Here is an 18,431-nt window from a genome sequence, read left to right on the forward strand (position 1 = left end):
CATTCTTCATCAGGATCTCGCCGGGCCCGTTCTCCGACCGACTATCGTTCCGCTCATGACTCAGTTGCACCCCGTGATCAAAAAGGCCGTCATCCCGGCCGCGGGCCTCGGTACTCGCTTCCTCCCCGCGACCAAGGCGACACCCAAGGAAATGCTCCCGGTCGTCGACAAGCCGGCCATCCAATACGTGGTCGAGGAAGCCGTGTCGGCCGGTCTCGACGACGTCCTCATGATCACGGGCCGTAACAAGCGAGCTCTCGAAGACCACTTCGACCGCAACTACGAGCTGGAGTCCGCCCTCATCGCCAAGGGCGACGACGACCGGCTCAAGAAGGTCCAGGAATCCAGCGACCTGGCCACCATGCACTACGTCCGCCAGGGCGACCCGCGGGGCCTGGGCCACGCCGTGCTCTGCGCCGAACCGCACGTGGGCGAGGAGCCCTTCGCCGTCCTCCTCGGCGACGACCTCATCGACCCGCGCGACCCGCTGCTGCGTCAGATGGTCGACATCCAGCAGCGCACCGGCGGCACCGTCGTCGCACTGATGGAGGTCGACCCGTCCCAGGTGCACCTCTACGGCTGCGCCGCCGTGGAGCGCACCGACGAGGACGGGGTCGTCCGCGTCACCGGGCTCGTCGAGAAGCCGGACGCGGTGGACGCGCCCAGCAATTTCGCGGTCATCGGACGGTACGTCCTCAATCCCGCGATCTTCGGCATACTGCGGGAGACCGAGCCGGGCCGCGGCGGAGAGATCCAGCTCACCGACGCCCTGCAGAAGCTGGCCGCCGACGAGACCATCGGCGGCCCGGTGCACGGCGTGGTCTTCAGGGGCCGCCGCTACGACACCGGGGACCGCGGGGACTACCTGCGGGCCATCGTCCGCCTCGCGTGCGAGCGTGACGACCTGGGCCCGGAGTTCCGCACCTGGCTTCACCGTTACGTCACGGAGGAGATGTAGCACCTTGAGCAAGACCGACGCACCGCAGGACCCCCGACCGGCCGGCAGCCGTCAGCGCCTCTGGTCGGTCGACGAGCACCTCGCGGACGTCCTCGCCACCGTCCGGCCGCTGGAGCCCATCGAGCTCCAGCTGCTCGACGCCCAGGGCTGTGTCCTGGTCGAGGACGTCACCGTGCCCGTGGCCCTCCCGCCCTTCGACAACAGCTCGATGGACGGATACGCCGTCCGGACCGCCGACGTCCAGGGCGCGAGCGAGGAGTTCCCCGCGGTGCTGACGGTCATCGGGGACGTCGCGGCCGGCAGCGGAGACCTGCCGACCGTCGGCCCCGGCGAGGCCGCCCGCATCATGACCGGCGCCCCGCTGCCGCCCGGCGCCGAGGCCGTCGTACCGGTCGAGTGGACCGACGGCGGCAGCGGCGCGGGCGCGGCCTCCGCCATGACCCCGGCCAGCGAGTCGCCCGAGGGCGCCGCAGGCGAGGTGCGGGTGCACCGCGCCGCCGAGGCGCGGGCGCACGTCCGCTCGCGCGGCAGCGACGTCCAGGCCGGGGACCTCGCGCTCGCCGCGGGCACCGTGCTCGGGCCGCCGCAGATCGCGCTGCTGGCCGCCATCGGGCGCGGCACCGTGCGGGTGCGGCCGCGCCCGCGCGTCGTCGTCCTGTCCACCGGCAGCGAACTCGTCCAGCCCGGCGAGGCGCTGAGCGCCGGCACGATCTACGACTCCAACAGCTTCGCGCTGGCCGCCGCCGCACGGGACGCCGGAGCCATCGCCTACCGCGTCGGCGCCGTCGCCGACGACGCCGACACCCTGCGGTCCACCATCGAGGACCAGCTCATCCGGGCCGACCTGCTGGTCACCACGGGCGGGGTCAGCGTCGGCGCGTACGACGTGGTCAAGGAGGCCCTCACCGCCGTCTCCACCGGCGACGAGGACGTGGACGGGGCCGGGATCGACTTCCGCAAGCTCGCCATGCAGCCCGGCAAGCCCCAGGGCTTCGGAACCATCGGCCCCGACCACACCCCGCTGCTGGCCCTGCCCGGCAACCCGGTGTCCTGCTACGTCTCCTTCGAGCTGTTCGTGCGCCCCGCGATCCGCGCCCTCATGGGACTGCCCGCCTCCGAGGTCAGCCGGCCGAGCGTGCGCGCCGTCCTGGCGGCCGACAAGGCGATCGGCTCCCCGGCCGGCCGCCGGCAGTTCCTGCGCGGCAAGTACGACGCGGCGAGCGGCACCGTCGGCCCGGTCGGCGGATCGGGCTCGCACCTGATCGCCGCGCTGGCGCACGCCGACTCCCTGATGGTCGTACCGGAGGACGTGACCTCGGTGGAGCCCGGGGCCGAGCTCGAGGTGGTCCTGCTCGGCTGAGGCCGGCCGGATGCGGGTAGCGTGTTGCACCACACAGGCCCTTGCGGGGCCCGGACGGGAGCGGCACGCAGACATGGCAGCACATTCCCCGGGGGAGACCCCCGTACCCCCTGAGCAGAGCGGCGCCGGCGCCGCCGCCGGCACCACGCTGACGCACCTCGACGAGGCCGGCGCGGCCCGGATGGTCGACGTCTCGCAGAAGGACGTCACCACGCGGACGGCGCGGGCCAGCGGACGCGTGCTGGTCTCCCCCCGCGTGATCGAGCTGCTGCGCGGCGAGGGCGTCCCCAAGGGCGACGCCCTCGCCACCGCGCGGATCGCCGGGATCATGGGGGCGAAGAAGACCCCCGACCTGATCCCGCTCTGCCACCCGCTCGCGGTCTCCGGCGTCAAGGTCGACCTGTCGGTCGCCGACGACGCCGTCGAGATCCTCGCCACCGTCAGGACCACCGACCGCACGGGCGTCGAGATGGAGGCGCTGACGGCCGTCGCGGTCGCCGGGCTCACCGTCGTCGACATGGTCAAGGCCGTCGACAAGGGTGCGGTCATCACGGACGTACGGGTCGAGGAGAAGACGGGCGGCAAGTCCGGCGACTGGGCCCGCTCGTGAACGCCCCGCGCGGCGGCGAGGTCCACAGCCACAGCCACGGCCCGGGCCACGCACCGCAGTCCGCACCGCAGTCCGCGCCGCAGTCCGCGCCGGTTCCGGCCGCGGCCGCGGGCTCCCCGCGCGCGCTGGTGGTCACGGCCTCCAACCGGGCCTCGCGGGGCGTGTACGCGGACCGGGGCGGCCCCGTGCTCGCCGAGGGGCTGCGCTCGCTCGGCTTCGCGGTGGACGGCCCGCGCGTCGTCCCCGACGGGGACCCCGTGGAGGCGGCGCTGCGCGAGGGCGTGGCCGCCGGGTACGACGTCATCCTGACCACCGGCGGCACCGGGATCTCCCCGACCGACCGGACCCCGGACGCGACCGCCCGCGTACTGGACTACGAGATCCCGGGCATCCCCCAGGCCATCCGGGCCGAGTCCTTGGCCGAGGTGCCGACCGCGGCGCTGTCGCGGGGGCTGGCGGGCGTGGCCGGCCACACCCTGATCGTGAACCTGCCCGGCTCGACGGGCGGGGTCCGCGACGGGATCGCCGTCCTGTCCCGGATCCTGCTCCACGCCGTCGACCAGATCCGGGGCGGAGACCACCCGCGGCCCGCCGGCAGACCCGGGAGCGCGAGCTGAACGGCCCCTCCTGGCCGGTGGCGCTGGCGGACGGCGATGTCACCCTCCGGCCGATAAAGCTGCGCGACCAGACCGCCTGGCGCGAGGTCAACCGCCGCAACCGCGACTGGCTGCGCCCGTGGGAGGCGACCATTCCGCCGCCCGCGCCCTGGGGGCCGGTGGTCCAGCGCCCGACGTACCGCCAGATGGTCCGCCACCTGCGGGCGGAGGCGAACGCGGGGCGCATGCTGCCCTTCGTCATCGAGTACCAGGGGCGCCTGGTGGGCCAGCTGACGGTCGCGGGGATCACCTGGGGTTCGATGTGCGCCGGCCACGTCGGCTACTGGGTGGACCGCGAGGTGGCGGGCCGGGGGGTCATGCCGACGGCGGTCGCCCTGGCGGTGGACCACTGCTTCACGAAGGTCGGACTGCACCGGATCGAGGTGTGCATCCGCCCGGAGAACGGCCCGAGCCGCCGGGTGGTGGAGAAGCTCGGTTTCCGCGAGGAGGGTCTGCGGCCGCGCTACCTGCACATCGACGGCGCGTGGCGGGACCACCTCGTGTACGCGCTGACGGCGGAGGAGGCGCGGGACGGACTCCTGCGCCGCTGGCACAAGCAGCGTCACTCGCACGGTCCCGCGTCCCAGAGTTAATGTAAATCCGATATGTGTTCGAATTCTTTCGGTCAGCGACCGATTCGCCCATAACCTGATCCGAGAAATCACAAAAAAAGTCCGTGATATCAGCGAGATCGTGCGACACGCCGTCCCAATTGGCGGATCCGCCCGCCCGCGCCCCTCTACGGTGTGGGGTGTGAGCAGCAGCGGCCTCATCTACGCAGTCATTGTCGGGGCCTGGGCCGCCTACTTGGTGCCCATGTGGCTCCGGAGGCAGGACGAGCTGAACGAAGCCCGTCCGACGGAACGCTTCTCCACCGCCATCCGGCTGCTTTCCGGCCGGGCGGGAATGGAGCGCCGTTACGCCAAGGGACTGCGTGAGCGCGGTGACGAGGAGGCGCGGCACCAGCCCCCCGCGGACCCGGACGCAGCGACGGAAACGGTGAATTCCGTGGACGTCGACGACGCCCGGGCCGTCGTCGTGCCCGCGCCGACCCGGGCGGAGCCGAGAGCGGCCGCCTCGGAGCGGGCGGACCGGGCCGAGCGGGCCCGCCGCGAGCAGCGCCTGGTCGTCCTGGCCCGGCGCCGGCGCACCACCGCGCTGCTCTTCCTGATCTTCACCCTCGGCGCGGTCGTGGCCGCCGTCGGCGGACTCCAGTACCTGTGGGCCCCCGCCCTCCCCGCCCTGCTGCTGAGCACGTACATCGTGCACCTGCGGGTCCAGGAGCGTCGGCGCTACGAGTTCACGATGGACCGGCGGCGTGCCGAGGCGGCCGCCCGCCGGCTGCGCGAGAACCGCCCGCGCCGCCGCGAGTCCGAGGCCGCGGCCGGCTCCGAACCGGATCCCGCGCCACCGGTCTCCCCCCAGGAGGCCGGCCGGCGCGCCCTGGTCGAGCAGACCGACCACGCGGAGTGGGTGGACCAGCAGCGCGAGCGCGAACGCGGCCCCGCCCGCGGTGACAGCTGGGAGCCCGTCCCGGTCCCGCTGCCGACGTACGTGACGGCCCCGGTGGCCCCGCGCGCCACCGGTGGCCCGGCCGCCCCGGACGCCTGGAGCGCGACCCGCTCCAGCACGGCCGAGCCGACGGAACCGCGCCTGCGCGCCCAGCCCGCACCCCCCACGCCCCCGGCGTCCCGCCCCCGCGGGCGCGACGCGGCCCGCACCCCCCTGTTCGACCAGTACGAGGGCGACGAGCGGCCGCGTGCCGCGAACGAGTGATCGGTGACCTGCGCGGACGCTCCCCGGTATCGGTTTTGGAGCACCCGCGCGGGGATGCTAATGTTTCACACGTCGCAAGGGCCTGTGGCGCAGTCTGGTAGCGCACCTCGTTCGCATCGAGGGGGTCTGGGGTTCAAATCCCCACAGGTCCACAAACGACAGTTCTTGAGTAGCTCTCAAGGATCGTCTCGAGATCCCGTTCAGCCGAAAGGCTGGGCGGGATCTCGGCGTTTGTGGGGCATGTTCGGGGTGTTCTGTGCGGCGCTACGTCGTCCAGGGCAGGCGGAGGGCTTCGAGCTCGGGGTCCGAGAGCAGGGCCTCGACGAGGGTGTGGGGGCCGCAGACCTTGGTGGCCCAGAGGTCGTGGTCCGTGCAGACGACCCAGGAGTGGTCTGCTTTCCCGGCGTCACCGCGGACGGCCGAGCGGCTCCCCGCCCGATCCGGGTGGGGAGCCGCTCGGCCGGGCCGGGGAGCGTCAGGCCATGACGGGGGCGGAGACGCGGACGGCCTGGGCGGGCAGGCTGACGCCGCAGTCGATCCGCAGGCCGGCGGGGAGCTCGTTGTAGGGGCCCACCTCCGCGCCGTCGCCGACGACGGCCTCGCGCACCGCGGACCCGGCGCCCACGGAGGCCTGGCGGCCGACCACGGAGCGGTGCACGTGGGCGCCCCGCGCGACCACGGCGCCCGGCAGGACGACGCTGCCGTCGACCTCGGCGCCGGCCTCGACCACGGCGCCCTCGCACACCACGGTGCCGCCGCTCAGGACCGCCAGTTCGTGCACCTGGGCACCGGACAGGACGAGTGCGTCCCCGACGGGGCCGGGCAGGGCGGGGGAGTCGATCAGGCCCCGTACGAGGTCCGCGGACCCCTTGACGAAGGCCGCCGGGGTGCCGAGGTCCAGCCAGTAGCTGTCGTCGGCGACTCCGCGCAGGTAGCCGCCCGAGGCCAGCAGGCCGGGGAACGTCTCGCGTTCGACGGACACCTCACGGCCGGCCGGGATGGTGTCGATGACCGAGCGGGTGAAGACGTAGCAGCCCGCGTTGATCTGGTCGGTGATGATCTGTTCCGGGGTCTGCGGCTTCTCCAGGAACGCCAGGACGCGGCCGTCGGGGGCGGTCGGCACCAGGCCGAAGGCCCGCGGGTCGTCCACCCGGGTCAGGTGGAGGCTCACGTCCGCGCCGGAGGCCTTGTGGCCGTCCCGCAGTGCCGCGATGTCCAGACCCGAGAGGATGTCCCCGTTGAACACCAGGACCGGGTCACCCGGCGCGCTCGTGAGGTGCTCGGCGGCGTTGCGTATCGCGCCGCCGGTGCCGAGGGGAGCCTCCTCGGTGACGTAGACCAGCTCCAGGCCGAGGCCGGAACCGTCGCCGTACTCCTGCTCGAAGAGCTCGGCGAGGTAGGAGGTGGCGAGGACGATGCGGGTGACTCCGGCCTTCGCCGCACGGGCCAGCTGGTGGGTGAGGAAGGGCACGCCTGCCACCCGCAGCAGGGGCTTGGGGGTGAAAACAGTCAGCGGGCGCAGTCGAGTGCCCTTGCCGCCGACGAGGAGGATCGCCTCGCTCATTTCAGTTTCTGCCTTCGGTCAGGAGGTGCGACTCTCGTCGGGTTCACGTGCGCAACCAAGGAGCCGAGAGGTGTGTCAGGGGCTGGGAGTGAGGGTGTAGTCCGAGCCGAAGCAATCCCGGATGACCTTTTCGGAGTCCGGGCGCCCGGCGAAGTGAAGGCGCGACGCGTTGCCGTCCGGCTTGGCCAGCGGGTTGTCGTCGAAGTAGATCGACCACCAGTAGACGCCCTTCATCTTGCGCTCCTTGACGACCCGGCAGACGGCGTCGTACCAGTTGGCCTGCACCTGGGTGTTGAGGGCGCGCGTGGTGTAGAAGTCCCCCGGGTAGTGGTAGGCGCCCGTCATCGCGCCGATACCGGCCTCGGAGATCACGATCTCGGGGAGGGGACCGGTGGTCTTCTTGTCCAGCCAGCCGTTCCAGCCGCTGACCAGGTCCTCCACCGGAGCGTCGTCGGGCACCTTCACGGGGAAGTAGGCGTCGACACCGAGCTGCTCGACCGGCATGTTGATCCGGCCCGCCACGTAGTTGTCGTAGTTGGCGTCGTAGCCGATCTCGCCCGAGTAGGTCTTCTCCGCCGCGGTGGCGAGGGTCTTCCAGTGGGGATCGCCCTCGAGGGAGTTCAGCTCGGTCGCCAGCGTGAAGGAGGCGACCTTGTGCTTCTGGGCGACGGTCAGGTACGGGCCGAGGAACTTCGTGTACGAGGCGAACCAGGCGTCCCGGTCGGACGGCTTGATGTTGCCGCGCCAGTTGGGCATGCCGCCGAGGGACTTCTCGTCCATCAGCGGGCGCAGGGTGGTGCGCAGCCCCGCCTCCTGGAAGACCTGGAGCACGGTCTCGAGGCGCTCGGGGCTCGGCGTACGGGGACCTGCGGCCGTCTCCGTCGAAGTGCTGGTACCGGTGAAGAAGGGGAAGGAGACCGAGACCGAGTTCGCCTTCAGGTCGATCAGGTACTTCGCCTGCACCTTCGCCTTCTCCGTGAGGTAGGCGGTGGTCTGCTCGGGGTCGTCCTCCCAGTAGATCTGCACGCCCCATTGCGGCATGCCGGCCTTCCACGGCTTCTCCACCGTGGCGGTCGGGGCGGACGCGATCACGGCCGCGGCCGCGTCGGCGGCCTTGGTCTCGGCCGACGGCTTGTTGTCGCTCGCCGCCTTGCGCGCCGCCTCGGCGCGGATCTGCTCGTTGCTCACGACCAGATGGGGCAGGGCGGACCCGGCCGACCACCGCAGGGGATGGTTGCCGAACAGCAGCGGCGCGATGATCACGCCGGTGATGACGGTGACCGGGAAGACCGCGAGGAGGGGGATGCGGGAGCGTTTCATCGAAGTGGGGTTCCTGGGGGAAGGGTCAGGCGGGCTTGGCGATGACGACGAACTTGTTCTCTTCACGCCGCACGAATTTGATGAATCCGCGGAATCCGCCGAGCCCTTCCAGAATCGAGAACAGGGGTATGAGGCCGACGACGACCATCGGCTCCCACCACTTGCGCCGGCCGCTGATGGAGACCAGGGCGTTCAGCCGCAGGCCCTCCCAGTACGTCCAGACCACGTAGGCGAAGTTGAGCGACCACAGCACGACGACGGACTGGGCCACCGGTGAGGTGTTCATGTTGCCGGTGAACCAGGCGATCAGCAGGACCGCGCCGATGTGCTGGAGCGGGCCGAGGATCCAGGTGGTCACACAGATCGCGAGGAACCAGCGGTAGCGCAGCGGAATGGTCCGGTTGAAGCAGAGGGCCACCAGGCCCCAGGCCCAGCGCTCGCGCTGCTTGATGAAGTCGCGGGCGGTGGCCGGGGAGGCGCCGTAGCAGCGGCCGTTGAACCAGTCGCTGCGCCCGGGGTACAAGCGGCAGAAGTTCAGCGCCAGCTGGGCGTCCTCGACGATGGCCTTCGGGCCGAAGTCCCAGCCGATGGTCGCCTCGATGCTGGCGCGCAACAGGAGCAGCTCGCCGTGCACGCCCGCCACGGGGGTGCCCGTGCCGGTCAGCGCCCGGAAGCGGGCGATGTCGTCGGCGGGGCGCACCGCGTCGGCGAGCCAGGTGAACATGTTGACCGCGTTCTCACGCGGGTAGGTCAGGATGCCCTGCGCCATGTGCTTGGTCTCGTCCGGGTGCGCCCTGCGCTGCCGGTTGATGAACTGGGCGACGGCGGCGGCGGTGTCCGGCCCGACCGCGGTGTCGTCGTCCATGTGGAGGACCCAGACGTTCTCCAGGGCCTCCTCCTCGGCGATGCGCAGCTCGTGCGAGTAGTGGTTCGCACGGGCCTTGAAGCGGGTGCCGTTGGCGGTGACGTACGCCTTCGGCACGGTCACGACGCGGACCAGCGGGCTCCGGTCCTCCAGTTGCCGGATCCGCTCCGCCGCCTCGCAGCCCTCTTCGGTGAGCACGTCGATCCGCAAGTGCGGGAAGTAGTGCGGCAGGTGCTCCACGTACGACAGGACCGACCGCTCCAGCGCCGGGTAGGTGTCGTGCCGCCCGATGGTCGGGACCAGGGCGATGAGGAAGTCCTCCTCGGCGGGCGCCGCCGGGACCATCTCGTCGGAGCGCCTCACCCGGCGCCGGATCAGGAGCGCACCCTGGAGCCCGACCATCACGCCGACCACGGGCAGCGACCAGACGATCGTCAGCACCCACGCCATCGGAGTGCTGTTCGGCAGGTACGACCACATGCCGAAACCGAGCAGCACCAGGAACGGGACGAGGAAGGGCAGGATGCCGGGCTTCCACGAGGCGTGGCGCTGCACCATCCTGGCCCCGTGCCGGGTGGTGGGAATGTCCGCGCGGGTGGTGGCGGTCATTGGACGGTTCTCCGAGTGAGGCGACATGGAACGGACCGGCGGCTAGTTGCCGGACTGCGGTGACTGCGGCGGCTGCGCTCCGGGGTGGGGGGCGGCGGGCTGCTGCGGCTGCTGATAGGGGTTCGGGAACGGCTGGGGCGCCTGAGGGGCCTGCGGCGCCTGGGGGCCCGGAGGGGTCTGCTGACCCGGCTGCGGGTAGCCGTAATGGCCCTGCTGCGGGTATCCGTAGGTGCCCTGCGGCGGCGGAGAGCCGTACGGGCCCTGCGGCGGGAGCTGCTGCGCCTGCGGCGGCAGTTGCTGGGCCACCTGGGGCGGCTGCTGAGCCTGCGGCTGCTGCTGTGCCTGCTGCGCCTGCTGCGCCTGGTGGGCCAGCTGGGCTTCCTGGGCCTGCTGGGTCCAGCGGTTGGTCGGCGGCACCCACGGCTCGTACACGGCGGCTTCCTTGATCAGCAGGATGACCAGCGTCGTGGTGATGACGACCCCGGCGCTGAACGTCGCCAGCTTCAGGTTGCCCTCGGTGGTGTCCAGGAACCAGCCCTGCTGGCGGCTGTCGAACAGGGCGCCGGTGAGGCTGCGCAGCCGGTTGTAGCCCTCGATGAGCGCGGCGCCGCAGGCGAGGCCGCGGGCCCAGGAGTTGGCCCGCAGGATCAGCAGGCCGGCTATGACGTACACCACGGCCCAGTTCAGGTTGCCGGTGTCCGCACGGCCGGAGCCGTCACCGAGGCCGTAGTACACGATCCCCTTGGCGAAGTCGGCGATGCCGACCTGCCAGAAGCAGCTGTACGAGGCCCAGCAGAGCAGTACGACCGCCCAGGCCAGGGCCATGTAGGCGGCGACCCGGTGCATGCGCGGTACTTCGAGGGAAGCTCGGCCGGAGGCCGAACCCGTGGTGCCGGATATGACTCTCACCTCGTCTGGAGTAACTGGATGGGAAGCAGGAGCTGGACGGTCGGTCGCGCGGTTCTCCCGGCGCAACCGTTCGCATTGTCGCAGCGCAGTGTGGAGTTCAGGTGTCCCAGGGCACGAAACCAGCCGGGACGGCCCCTGTCACGTCGGCCGCAGCGACTCCCAAATCCGGCCTGAACCGCCCGAATTCGGTCCTCCGGTCAGGACGCGCGGAGAGTCGTACGTGGCCGCCACGTCAGCGGTGGTGTTCGTGTCCTGGGGACCCGACAGGTTCTTCTGCGTGAGGCCCTGGCCCCACACCGTCCAGATCACCCAGGGGGTCTTCTCCAGCGTCCGGGGCCGGTTGCCGGCGACCGGTACGTGGAAGGACTCGGCCATCATCCGCGGCTTGCGGTAGTCGGCCAGGCCGTCGTACCACTTCTCGGTCCACGCGCCGCCGCCGAAGGGTTTCTGCGGGCTGCCGCTGTAGTCGTCGACGCCGACGACGTCCACGTACTGCTCGCCCGGGTAGTAGTCCCACGGCTCGTGGCCGTGCACGTGGTCCCAGGCGTTCGGGGACCAGACGAAGATCAGGTTGTGCAGTGCGCGGTCCTTGACCAGGTACGCGTACAGCGTCCGCCAGAGCCTCTTGTACTGCTCGGGTGCCAGAGCGGACCACCAGAAGCCGTCCTTGGCCCCGGCGTTCATCTCGTGGTACGGGCGCAGCAGTACGGGCACGTCGTGCGAGGCGAGGTAGCCGAGGTGGTCGGCGAGGAAGGAGAAGTCGAGGAGGAGCGCCCGGTGCTCGCTCGTGCCCGGGGTCAGCAGCCGGTCGATCCAGCCGGAGTCCTCGGCGGCCGGCGAATTGCGGCGCAGCGTCTCCTGGTAGCCCTTGAGCCTGCTGCCGGGCCACGGCTGATGGAAGGACATGCCGACGAGGCCGGCCGGCTTGCCGCCGTTGCCGGGGATCTCGGAGGCGGAGCCGTCGCTGCGGTTCTCCTTGCCGTCCCGGTTGTACGTGCCGTCGTCGCCGCGCGGCAGCCCCGACCACACGCCGACGGCGAGGTCGACGACGTCGTCGACGTACGCCCATTCCTTGCGGCCGGAGGGCCAGGCGGAGGAGTAGGAACGCTGCCGGTCCACGCCCCAGCCCTCCGCCTCGTAACCGGGGCCGAGGTCGAGCTCGACGAACCCCGGGTACTTGCCGGCGATGTCGGCGGACTTCCGGTAGTAGTAGCCGGGCTGTTTCAGTCCCCGGTAGTCGCCGTACTCGGGATTGTTGAGTTCGTTCTGGAGCTCGACGTGCTGTCCGATGACGGTGGCGCGGGGGCGTCCGGTCCGGGCGGCGTTCTCCAGGTCGGCGAGCAGGCGGAACACGGCGCGGGCCGAGGGCGAGGCCGCGGGGTCGCGCAGCGTCAGGTCGCGGTCGACGAGTTGCCGGGCGGAGAAGGCGTCGGCGTCCTGCGAAGCCCGCAGGCCCGTGTAGCCGAGAGCTCCGATCACGGCGGCGCCGCCGCTCAGAATCGCCGTACGGCGCCTCACCCCACGCCCTCCCTGCCCCTTGATGTCCGTACGTACCCACTGCCAGGAATCACACGGACGCGCGAGTGATGCGAAAGGCTGTGCGGGTGCAGATGGTAGCGGTCCGAACCGTGGGGGCCGGGGTGGGCGGCCCGCGCGCCGGGCCCGCCCGGGGCGTTTCGCCGCTGATCAGCAGTGACTTGACGCGCGGTGAGCGCACGTGATGTGCCCTATCTCACCGTGAAAGCGTCCGCGCCGGATGCCCGGGGGCGCCCGCGGCCGGTCCCCGCGGGGGCGGACGCGGGCGAAGTCGCCTGCGGGCGCCCGTGGTTCGGCGCGGCGTTCGGGGCCCGGGCGGGGCCGGGAGTGGGGGCGGGGCCGGGGGCGGGGCCGGAAGGGGCGCTTCGGGCCGTTTCGGGCCGCGTCAGCCGTTTCGGGAGGAGCCGTGGGTCACGCGGGGGTCAGGGACTTCGTCATGCAGCGGCTGGAGTCGTGGAAGCGGTAGTGGCCGAACTTGGCCGACAGGGCGTAGCCCGAGGAGAGGTAGAGGGCGATGGCCTCCGGCTGCTGGTCGCCCGTCTCCAGGGCCATGCGCCGGCGGCCGGCCGCGCGGGCGTCGGCCTCGAGCGCGGCGAGGATGCGGCGGGCCAGGCCGAGGCCGCGGGCCTCGGGGACCACGTACATGCGCTTGAGCTCGGCGTCGCCGTCCGCGTAGCCCTCGTCGTTCGCCTCCTGCGCGCGCCACCCGCCGCTGGCTATCGCCGTGCCCGAAGCGTCGTAGGCCAGGAGGTAGAGGCCCCTCGGCGGGGCGAACATCGCCGGGTCGAGGAACGTGACGTCGCCCTCACCGTCGTAGCGCTCCTGGTATTCGATCTGCACCTGGTCGTTGAGCTTGACCGCGTCGGGGTGGTCGTACGACGTGACGCGGAGCTGGATCTCCTGAGACATCCGGACAGCCTACGGAACGCTCCGGCTATCGTGCAGGGATGCTGACCGTGACCTCCGTGAATGTGAATGGGATCCGCGCCGCGGCCAAGAAGGGGTTCTCCCCGTGGCTCGCCGGGTCGGACGCCGACGTCGTCTGCCTGCAGGAAGTGCGGGCCGAGGAGGGGCAGATTCCGGACGAGGCGCGCACCCCCGAGGGGTGGCACACCGTCTTCGCGCCGGCCGCCGCCAAGGGCCGCGCCGGGGTCGCGCTGTACACGCGCCGGGAGCCCGAGCGGGTGCGCGTCGGATTCGGGAGCGCGGAGTTCGACGGCGCCGGGCGGTACCTGGAGATCGACCTGCCCGGTGTGACCGTGGCCAGTCTCTACCTGCCCTCCGGGGAGGCCGGGACCGAGAAGCAGGACGAGAAGTACCGGTTCATGGGTGAGTTCCTCGCCCATCTGAAGGAGCTGAAGGCCCGGGCGGCCGCGGACGGGCGCGAGGTCCTCGTGTGCGGCGACTGGAACATCTGCCACCGGGAAGCCGACCTGAAGAACTGGAAGACGAACCGGAAGAACGCCGGCTTCCTGCCCGAGGAGCGCGAGTGGCTCGGTGAGGTCTACGAGGGCGCCGGGTACGTGGACGTCGTGCGCGCCCTGCACCCCGACACCGAGGGCCCGTACTCATGGTGGTCCTACCGCGGGCGGGCCTTCGACAACGACGCCGGCTGGCGCATCGACCTCCAGGTGGCGACCCCCGGGCTGGCCGCCAAGGCCGTCAAGGCGTTCGTGGAGCGGGCCGAGACCCACCCCGAGCGGTGGTCCGACCACGCGCCCGTGACCGTGGTCTACGAGCTCGGGGTCTGACCGGACGCCGGCGGGCGCAGGCGGTCCATCGCCATCGTGAGCTCGGCGTCGACCACGCTCTTCGCCAGCGGGCGCAGGCGCGGGACCGCCTCCTGCGAGATGTGCGTGGAGATGAGCTCGGCGAACAGGGCCGCCATCGCGTCCGCGTGCTCGCGCACCCGTCGGCCCGTCTCCAGCACGGCGGCCAGGGGCACGCCCTCGCGGACCAGTGCCGAGGAGACGTCCAGCAGCCGGCGGCTGACGTGGACGATCTCCTCCCCGTCGGTGGCGAGGTAGCCGAGGTCGAGCGAGGCCGCCAGGTTCTCGGGGGTGACCTCGCCCTCGAAGTAGTCGGCGAGGGCCTCGGGCGTCAGACGGACCGGGGTCTCCTCGGACCAGCCCATGCCGAGCAGCTCTCCGAGCTGCCCGACGTCGCGGCCCTTCTCGAAGGCGACGGTCAGCTCCGCTATGCCGCCGAGGGTGTGGCCGCGCTCCAGCAGGGCGGCGACGGTGCGCAGCCGGGCCAGGTGGTGTTCGTCGTACCAGGCGATGCGGCCCTCGCGGCGCGGCGGCGGCAGGAGCTTGCGCTCCCGGTAGAAGCGCAGGGTGCGTACGGGGATGCCGGCGGCCTCGGCCAACTCCTCCGTGCGGTATTCGCGCACTGTGGTCCTTGCCTCCGTCGTTCGCGCTGCGTCCTGCGCCGCGTCGTGTGGTGCGTTCCGTGCTGCGTCGTGCGTCGCATTGTCCGGCACGTGCGCAGCCTAGGCCGTACTCGCGGTAACTTTCCCGGCGCGACCCCTACCCATGAGTACGGGCCTGCTCTACTCTCCCGATTGTGCCAGTGATTGCTGGCAGCATGGGAATCCGAAGGCGGCGGGCATGGGTGGTGGCATGGACGGGCGCGAGCACGTACGAGTGGCGGTGATCGGGTCCGGATTCGGCGGACTGGGCGCCGCCGTGCGGCTGCGACGGGAGGGGATCACCGACTTCGTCGTACTGGAGCGGGCCGACTCCGTCGGCGGGACCTGGCGCGACAACAACTACCCCGGGTGCGCCTGCGACGTGCCCTCGCACCTCTACTCCTTCTCCTTCGCGCCCAATCCGGACTGGCCCCGGACCTTCTCCGGCCAGCCGGCCATCCGGGAGTACCTGGAGCACGTGGCCGACACCTTCGGGCTGCGTCGCCACATCCGGCTGAACCACGAGGTCCGGATGATGCGCTGGGACGCGGACGCGCTGCGCTGGGAGATCGAGACCTCCGGCGGGGAGTTCACCGCCGACGTGGTCGTCTCCGCCACCGGCCCGCTGTCCGACCCGAAGATGCCGGAGGTCCCCGGACTCGCCGGCTTCCCCGGCAAGGTCTTCCACTCCGCCCGCTGGGACCACGACTACGACCTGCGCGGCAAGCGCGTCGCCATGATCGGTACGGGCGCCTCCGCCATCCAGATCGTCCCGGCCATCGCGCCCGACGTGGAGCGGCTCACCCTCTTCCAGCGCACCCCGCCGTGGGTGATGCCGCGCACCGACCGGGCCATCACCTCCGTGGAGCGCTGGCTCCACCGCCAGCTCCCCTTCACCCGGGCGGCGCGCCGCGGGCTGCTCTGGGGGATCCGCGAGCTCCAGGTCAGCGCCTTCACCAAGCGGCCGGGCCAGCTCGGACTGGTGGAATCCCTCGCCAAGGCCAACATGGCGCGCTCCATCAAGGATCCCGCGCTGCGGGCCAAGCTCACGCCCTCGTACCGCATCGGCTGCAAGCGCATCCTGCTGTCGAGCGAGTACTACCCGGCGCTGGCCCGGCCGAACGTGGACCTCGTCGCCTCCGGGCTGAAGGAGATCCGCGGCTCCGTCCTGGTCGCCGCCGACGGGACCGAGACCGAGGCCGACGCGATCGTCTTCGGCACCGGCTTCCACGTCACCGACATGCCGATCGCCGACCGGGTCGTGGGCGCGGAGGGCAAGACCCTCGCGGAGGTCTGGAAGGACGGGATGCAGTCGCTGCGCGGAGCCACCGCGGCCGGCTTCCCGAACTGGATGACGATCATCGGGCCGAACACCGGGCTCGGGAACAGCTCGATGATCCTCATGATCGAGTCGCAGCTGAACTACATGGCGGACTACCTGCGGCAGCTGGACGTGCTCGGGGGACGGGGCTCGGCCGGACGGGTCGCCCTCGCCGCCAGGCCCTCGGCGGTCAACACCTGGAACCGGCACGTCCAGGCGCGGATGGAGCGGACGGTGTGGAACACCGGCGGCTGCACCAGCTGGTACCTGGACGCCCAGGGACGCAACACCACCGTCTGGCCGGGGACCACCGGCGAGTTCCGCAAGGAGACGCTCGGCGTGGACCTGGGCGAGTACGAGGTCGTCCGCCATCGGGAGCGCGAACGTGTCCCCGCCCCGGCCGGGGAGAGCGCCGCGTGAGCCGCCTGACGCACGTCACCGCCGGGCGCTACGCCCCGCCGCCCGCCCGCCACGAGCTGGTCGTCACCTCCGCCGACGGCTCCCGCCTGCACGCCGAGGTGCACGGCGAGGACGGGGCGCCGGCCGTCGTGCTCGCGCACGGCTGGACGTGTTCCACCGCGTTCTGGGCCGCACAGATACGGGCCCTGGCCGCCGACCACCGGGTCATCGCCTACGACCAGCGCGGCCACGGCCGCAGCCCGGCCGCCGCCCACGCCGCCGGCTACAGCACCACCGCACTGGCCGACGACCTGGTCGCGGTCCTGAAGGCCACGCTCGCCCCCGGCGAGAAGGCGCTCGTCGCGGGCCATTCCATGGGCGGGATGACGGTCATGGCCGCCGCCGGCCGGCCGGAGTTCGCCGAACACGCCGCCGCCGCGCTGCTGTGCAGCACCGGCAGCGGTCGGCTCGTCGCTCAGTCGCTGGTCCTGCCGTGGCGTCCCGGCCGCGCGAGGACCCGCCTCACCGGGGCCGTGCTCGGCGCCCGCGCCCCGCTGGGGCCCGTCACCCCCGTCGCCAGGGCGGTGCTGAAGTACGCCACGATGGGCCCCGGATCGGCGCCCGACGCGGTCGAGGCCTGCGCCCGGATCGTCCACGCCTGCCCCGCCAGGGTGCGCCACGCCTGGTCCGGAGTGCTGGCCGGGCTGGACCTCGACGCCCAGCTGGCCGCGCTCACCGTGCCCACCGCGGTCATCGCGGGCACGGACGACCGGCTGACGCCGCTCGTGCACGCCCGGGGACTCGCGGCCGCGCTGCCGCACTGCGTGGGCCTCACCGAACTGACCGGGATGGGGCACATGACCCCCGTCGAGGCCCCGGAAGCCGTCACCGCCGCCGTGCGCGAGCTCGCCCGGCTGTACGTCGCACAGAACCACAACGACGCGAAGGAGAAGACGCCGTGAGTGCTCGCAGGAGTCTGGAAGGCCAGGTCGCCGTCGTCACGGGCGCCGCCCGCGGGGTCGGCGAGCTGCTCGCCCGCAAACTGTCCGCGCGCGGCGCCAAGGTCGCCCTCGTCGGCCTCGAGCCGGAAGCCCTCAAGGAGGTCTCCGAGCGCCTGCACACCGAGAGCGACCACTGGTACGCGGACGTCACCGACCACGAGGCCATGGCCCGGGTCGCGCAGGAGGTCAAACGCCGCTTCGGCAAGGTGGACGTCGTCGTCGCCAACGCGGGCGTCGCGGCCGGCGGGCCCTTCGTGGACTCCGACCCCGACGCCTGGCGCCGGGTCATCGAGGTCAACCTCATCGGCGGGGCCGTCACCGCCCGCGCCTTCCTGCCCGTACTCATGGAGAGCCGCGGCTACTTCCTCCAGATCGCCTCGCTCGCCGCGATCACCCCGGCGCCGATGATGACGGCGTACTGCGCCTCCAAGTCGGGCGTCGAGGCCTTCGCGCACTGCCTGCGCGCCGAGGTCGGCTACAAGGGCGTCAAGGTCGGCGTCGGCTACCTGTCGTGGACCGACACCGACATGGTGCGCGGCGCCGACGAGAACGAGGTCATGCGCGAGCTGCGCCAGCGGCTGCCGTGGCCGTCGAACCGGACGTACCCGCTGGGGCCGGCCGTCGACCGGATCGTGGCGGGCATCGAGCGGCGCTCCGCGCACGTGTACGCCCAGGGGTGGCTGCGCGGCATGCAGGGGGTGCGCGGGTACCTGCCGGGGATCATCGCGACGGTCGGACAGCGGGAGATGAAGCGGTTCGAGCCGCGACTGGCCAGCGTCTCCAAGGGGCTTGTGGGGGCCGGCGGGGCGGCGGACGAACAGGCGCGCACACCCGGCCGGTGATCGGAATGCGAGGTATATCCGCCTGTGCAAGCCTGGTCGGGACCCCATCCCCGGACCCCCTCCAGGAGTGAAGAAGCATGGGCATCAAGGAGCAGTTCCAGGACAAGGCGAAGAGCCTCGAGGAGAAGGCGCGGGCGGCGGCGGCCGCCGGCCCGCAGGACGAGACCTCCGAGCGCGCCACGCGGACGGGTGACCGGGGCGAGGACAGGGCCCGGGACGCCTTCGACGAGAATTTCGACAAGTAGGCCGTTGACGCGCTGACTGACGTGAGGCGTCGAGGGGCGCGACCCGTTCC

Annotated in this window: 18 protein-coding genes and 1 tRNA gene; 12 read left to right on the plus strand and 7 right to left on the minus strand. The window is 71.9% G+C overall.

Annotation, left to right across the window (positions count from 1 at the left end; translation table 11 throughout):
• Positions 1-55: 55 nt before the first annotated feature.
• The 7 genes from galU (at position 56) to ABZY44_RS08020 (ending at position 5,512) form a co-directional block, all read left to right on the plus strand.
• Complete coding sequence (galU, locus tag ABZY44_RS07990; RefSeq protein ID WP_356651097.1) at positions 56-958, plus strand: UTP--glucose-1-phosphate uridylyltransferase GalU; 903 nt, start codon at positions 56-58, stop codon at positions 956-958.
• Positions 959-962: 4 nt separating this feature from the next.
• A complete protein-coding gene (gene glp, locus ABZY44_RS07995) occupies positions 963-2,318 on the plus strand; it encodes a gephyrin-like molybdotransferase Glp (protein WP_356651099.1) in 1,356 nt (451 codons plus the stop codon).
• 73 nt (positions 2,319-2,391) lie between these two features.
• Positions 2,392-2,928 (plus strand): cyclic pyranopterin monophosphate synthase MoaC, encoded by a 537-nt coding sequence (gene moaC / locus ABZY44_RS08000; protein WP_356651101.1) that lies wholly within the window; start codon positions 2,392-2,394, stop codon positions 2,926-2,928.
• A 125-nt stretch (positions 2,929-3,053) separates the two neighbouring features.
• Entirely contained in the window at positions 3,054-3,545 is a 492-nt protein-coding gene (locus ABZY44_RS08005) for a MogA/MoaB family molybdenum cofactor biosynthesis protein (RefSeq protein WP_356651220.1), read from the plus strand.
• Positions 3,546-3,562: 17 nt separating this feature from the next.
• Positions 3,563-4,177, plus strand: coding sequence for a GNAT family protein (locus ABZY44_RS08010; protein ID WP_356651103.1), 615 nt, complete (start codon positions 3,563-3,565; stop codon positions 4,175-4,177).
• Positions 4,178-4,337: 160 nt separating this feature from the next.
• Positions 4,338-5,360 (plus strand): hypothetical protein, encoded by a 1,023-nt coding sequence (locus tag ABZY44_RS08015; protein ID WP_356651105.1) that lies wholly within the window; start codon positions 4,338-4,340, stop codon positions 5,358-5,360.
• Positions 5,361-5,438: 78 nt separating this feature from the next.
• A tRNA-Ala gene (locus tag ABZY44_RS08020) sits at positions 5,439-5,512 on the plus strand.
• A gap of 323 nt (positions 5,513-5,835) precedes the next feature.
• On the opposite strand, the gene ABZY44_RS08025 is transcribed toward ABZY44_RS08020, so the two are convergent.
• From ABZY44_RS08025 to ABZY44_RS08050, 6 genes are all read right to left on the minus strand, one after another.
• Complete coding sequence (locus ABZY44_RS08025; RefSeq protein ID WP_356651107.1) at positions 5,836-6,924, minus strand: NDP-sugar synthase; 1,089 nt, start codon at positions 6,922-6,924, stop codon at positions 5,836-5,838.
• 75 nt (positions 6,925-6,999) lie between these two features.
• A complete protein-coding gene (locus ABZY44_RS08030; protein ID WP_356651109.1) occupies positions 7,000-8,244 on the minus strand; it encodes a hypothetical protein in 1,245 nt (414 codons plus the stop codon).
• 25 nt (positions 8,245-8,269) lie between these two features.
• Positions 8,270-9,718, minus strand: a complete 1,449-nt coding sequence (locus ABZY44_RS08035; protein ID WP_356651111.1) for a glycosyltransferase family 2 protein — start codon at positions 9,716-9,718, stop codon at positions 8,270-8,272.
• 42 nt (positions 9,719-9,760) lie between these two features.
• Positions 9,761-10,627, minus strand: a complete 867-nt coding sequence (locus tag ABZY44_RS08040) for a hypothetical protein (protein WP_356651113.1) — start codon at positions 10,625-10,627, stop codon at positions 9,761-9,763.
• 138 nt (positions 10,628-10,765) lie between these two features.
• Positions 10,766-12,145, minus strand: coding sequence for a glycosyl hydrolase (locus ABZY44_RS08045; RefSeq protein WP_356651115.1), 1,380 nt, complete (start codon positions 12,143-12,145; stop codon positions 10,766-10,768).
• Positions 12,146-12,574: 429 nt separating this feature from the next.
• Positions 12,575-13,072 carry a GNAT family N-acetyltransferase gene (locus ABZY44_RS08050; RefSeq protein ID WP_356651117.1) on the minus strand — a complete coding sequence of 166 codons (498 nt, stop codon included), beginning with the start codon at positions 13,070-13,072 and terminating at the stop codon, positions 12,575-12,577.
• Between the two features lie 38 nt (positions 13,073-13,110).
• Between ABZY44_RS08050 and ABZY44_RS08055 the strand changes: the two genes are divergently transcribed.
• Positions 13,111-13,914, plus strand: coding sequence for an exodeoxyribonuclease III (locus ABZY44_RS08055; RefSeq protein ID WP_356651119.1), 804 nt, complete (start codon positions 13,111-13,113; stop codon positions 13,912-13,914).
• On the opposite strand, the gene ABZY44_RS08060 is transcribed toward ABZY44_RS08055, so the two are convergent.
• On the minus strand, positions 13,896-14,555 hold the full coding sequence (locus ABZY44_RS08060) for a MerR family transcriptional regulator (protein ID WP_356651121.1): 660 nt from the start codon (positions 14,553-14,555) through the stop codon (positions 13,896-13,898). The genes ABZY44_RS08055 and ABZY44_RS08060 overlap by 19 nt on opposite strands.
• Before the next feature lie 229 nt (positions 14,556-14,784).
• On the opposite strand from ABZY44_RS08060, the gene ABZY44_RS08065 reads away from it, so the two are divergent.
• From ABZY44_RS08065 to ABZY44_RS08080, 4 genes are all read left to right on the plus strand, one after another.
• Complete coding sequence (locus ABZY44_RS08065; RefSeq protein ID WP_356651222.1) at positions 14,785-16,314, plus strand: NAD(P)/FAD-dependent oxidoreductase; 1,530 nt, start codon at positions 14,785-14,787, stop codon at positions 16,312-16,314.
• Positions 16,311-17,255 (plus strand): alpha/beta hydrolase, encoded by a 945-nt coding sequence (locus tag ABZY44_RS08070; protein ID WP_356651123.1) that lies wholly within the window; start codon positions 16,311-16,313, stop codon positions 17,253-17,255. Before ABZY44_RS08065 ends, ABZY44_RS08070 begins: the two co-directional genes overlap by 4 nt.
• A complete protein-coding gene (locus tag ABZY44_RS08075) occupies positions 17,252-18,136 on the plus strand; it encodes an SDR family oxidoreductase (protein WP_356651125.1) in 885 nt (294 codons plus the stop codon). Before ABZY44_RS08070 ends, ABZY44_RS08075 begins: the two co-directional genes overlap by 4 nt.
• 77 nt (positions 18,137-18,213) lie before the next feature.
• Positions 18,214-18,381 (plus strand): hypothetical protein, encoded by a 168-nt coding sequence (locus tag ABZY44_RS08080; RefSeq protein WP_356651127.1) that lies wholly within the window; start codon positions 18,214-18,216, stop codon positions 18,379-18,381.
• Positions 18,382-18,431: the final 50 nt, after the last annotated feature.

It is taken from the genome of Streptomyces sp. NPDC006544 (genome assembly GCF_040611715.1).
In the GTDB taxonomy this organism is placed as follows: domain Bacteria; phylum Actinomycetota; class Actinomycetes; order Streptomycetales; family Streptomycetaceae; genus Streptomyces.

Bases quoted from the DNA above. Each gene is read 5' to 3' on its own strand.
- ABZY44_RS08030 (WP_356651109.1), bottom strand. From the start codon at position 8,244: ATGAAACGCTCCCGCATCCCCCTCCTCGCGGTCTTCCCGGTCACCGTC.
- ABZY44_RS08065 (WP_356651222.1), top strand. From the start codon at position 14,785: ATGGACGGGCGCGAGCACGTACGAGTGGCGGTGATCGGGTCCGGATTC.
- ABZY44_RS08050 (WP_356651117.1), bottom strand. From the start codon at position 13,072: ATGTCTCAGGAGATCCAGCTCCGCGTCACGTCGTACGACCACCCCGAC.
- ABZY44_RS08035 (WP_356651111.1), bottom strand. From the start codon at position 9,718: ATGACCGCCACCACCCGCGCGGACATTCCCACCACCCGGCACGGGGCC.
- moaC (WP_356651101.1), top strand. From the start codon at position 2,392: ATGGCAGCACATTCCCCGGGGGAGACCCCCGTACCCCCTGAGCAGAGC.
- galU (WP_356651097.1), top strand. From the start codon at position 56: ATGACTCAGTTGCACCCCGTGATCAAAAAGGCCGTCATCCCGGCCGCG.
- ABZY44_RS08055 (WP_356651119.1), top strand. From the start codon at position 13,111: ATGCTGACCGTGACCTCCGTGAATGTGAATGGGATCCGCGCCGCGGCC.
- ABZY44_RS08025 (WP_356651107.1), bottom strand. From the start codon at position 6,924: ATGAGCGAGGCGATCCTCCTCGTCGGCGGCAAGGGCACTCGACTGCGC.
- ABZY44_RS08080 (WP_356651127.1), top strand. From the start codon at position 18,214: ATGGGCATCAAGGAGCAGTTCCAGGACAAGGCGAAGAGCCTCGAGGAG.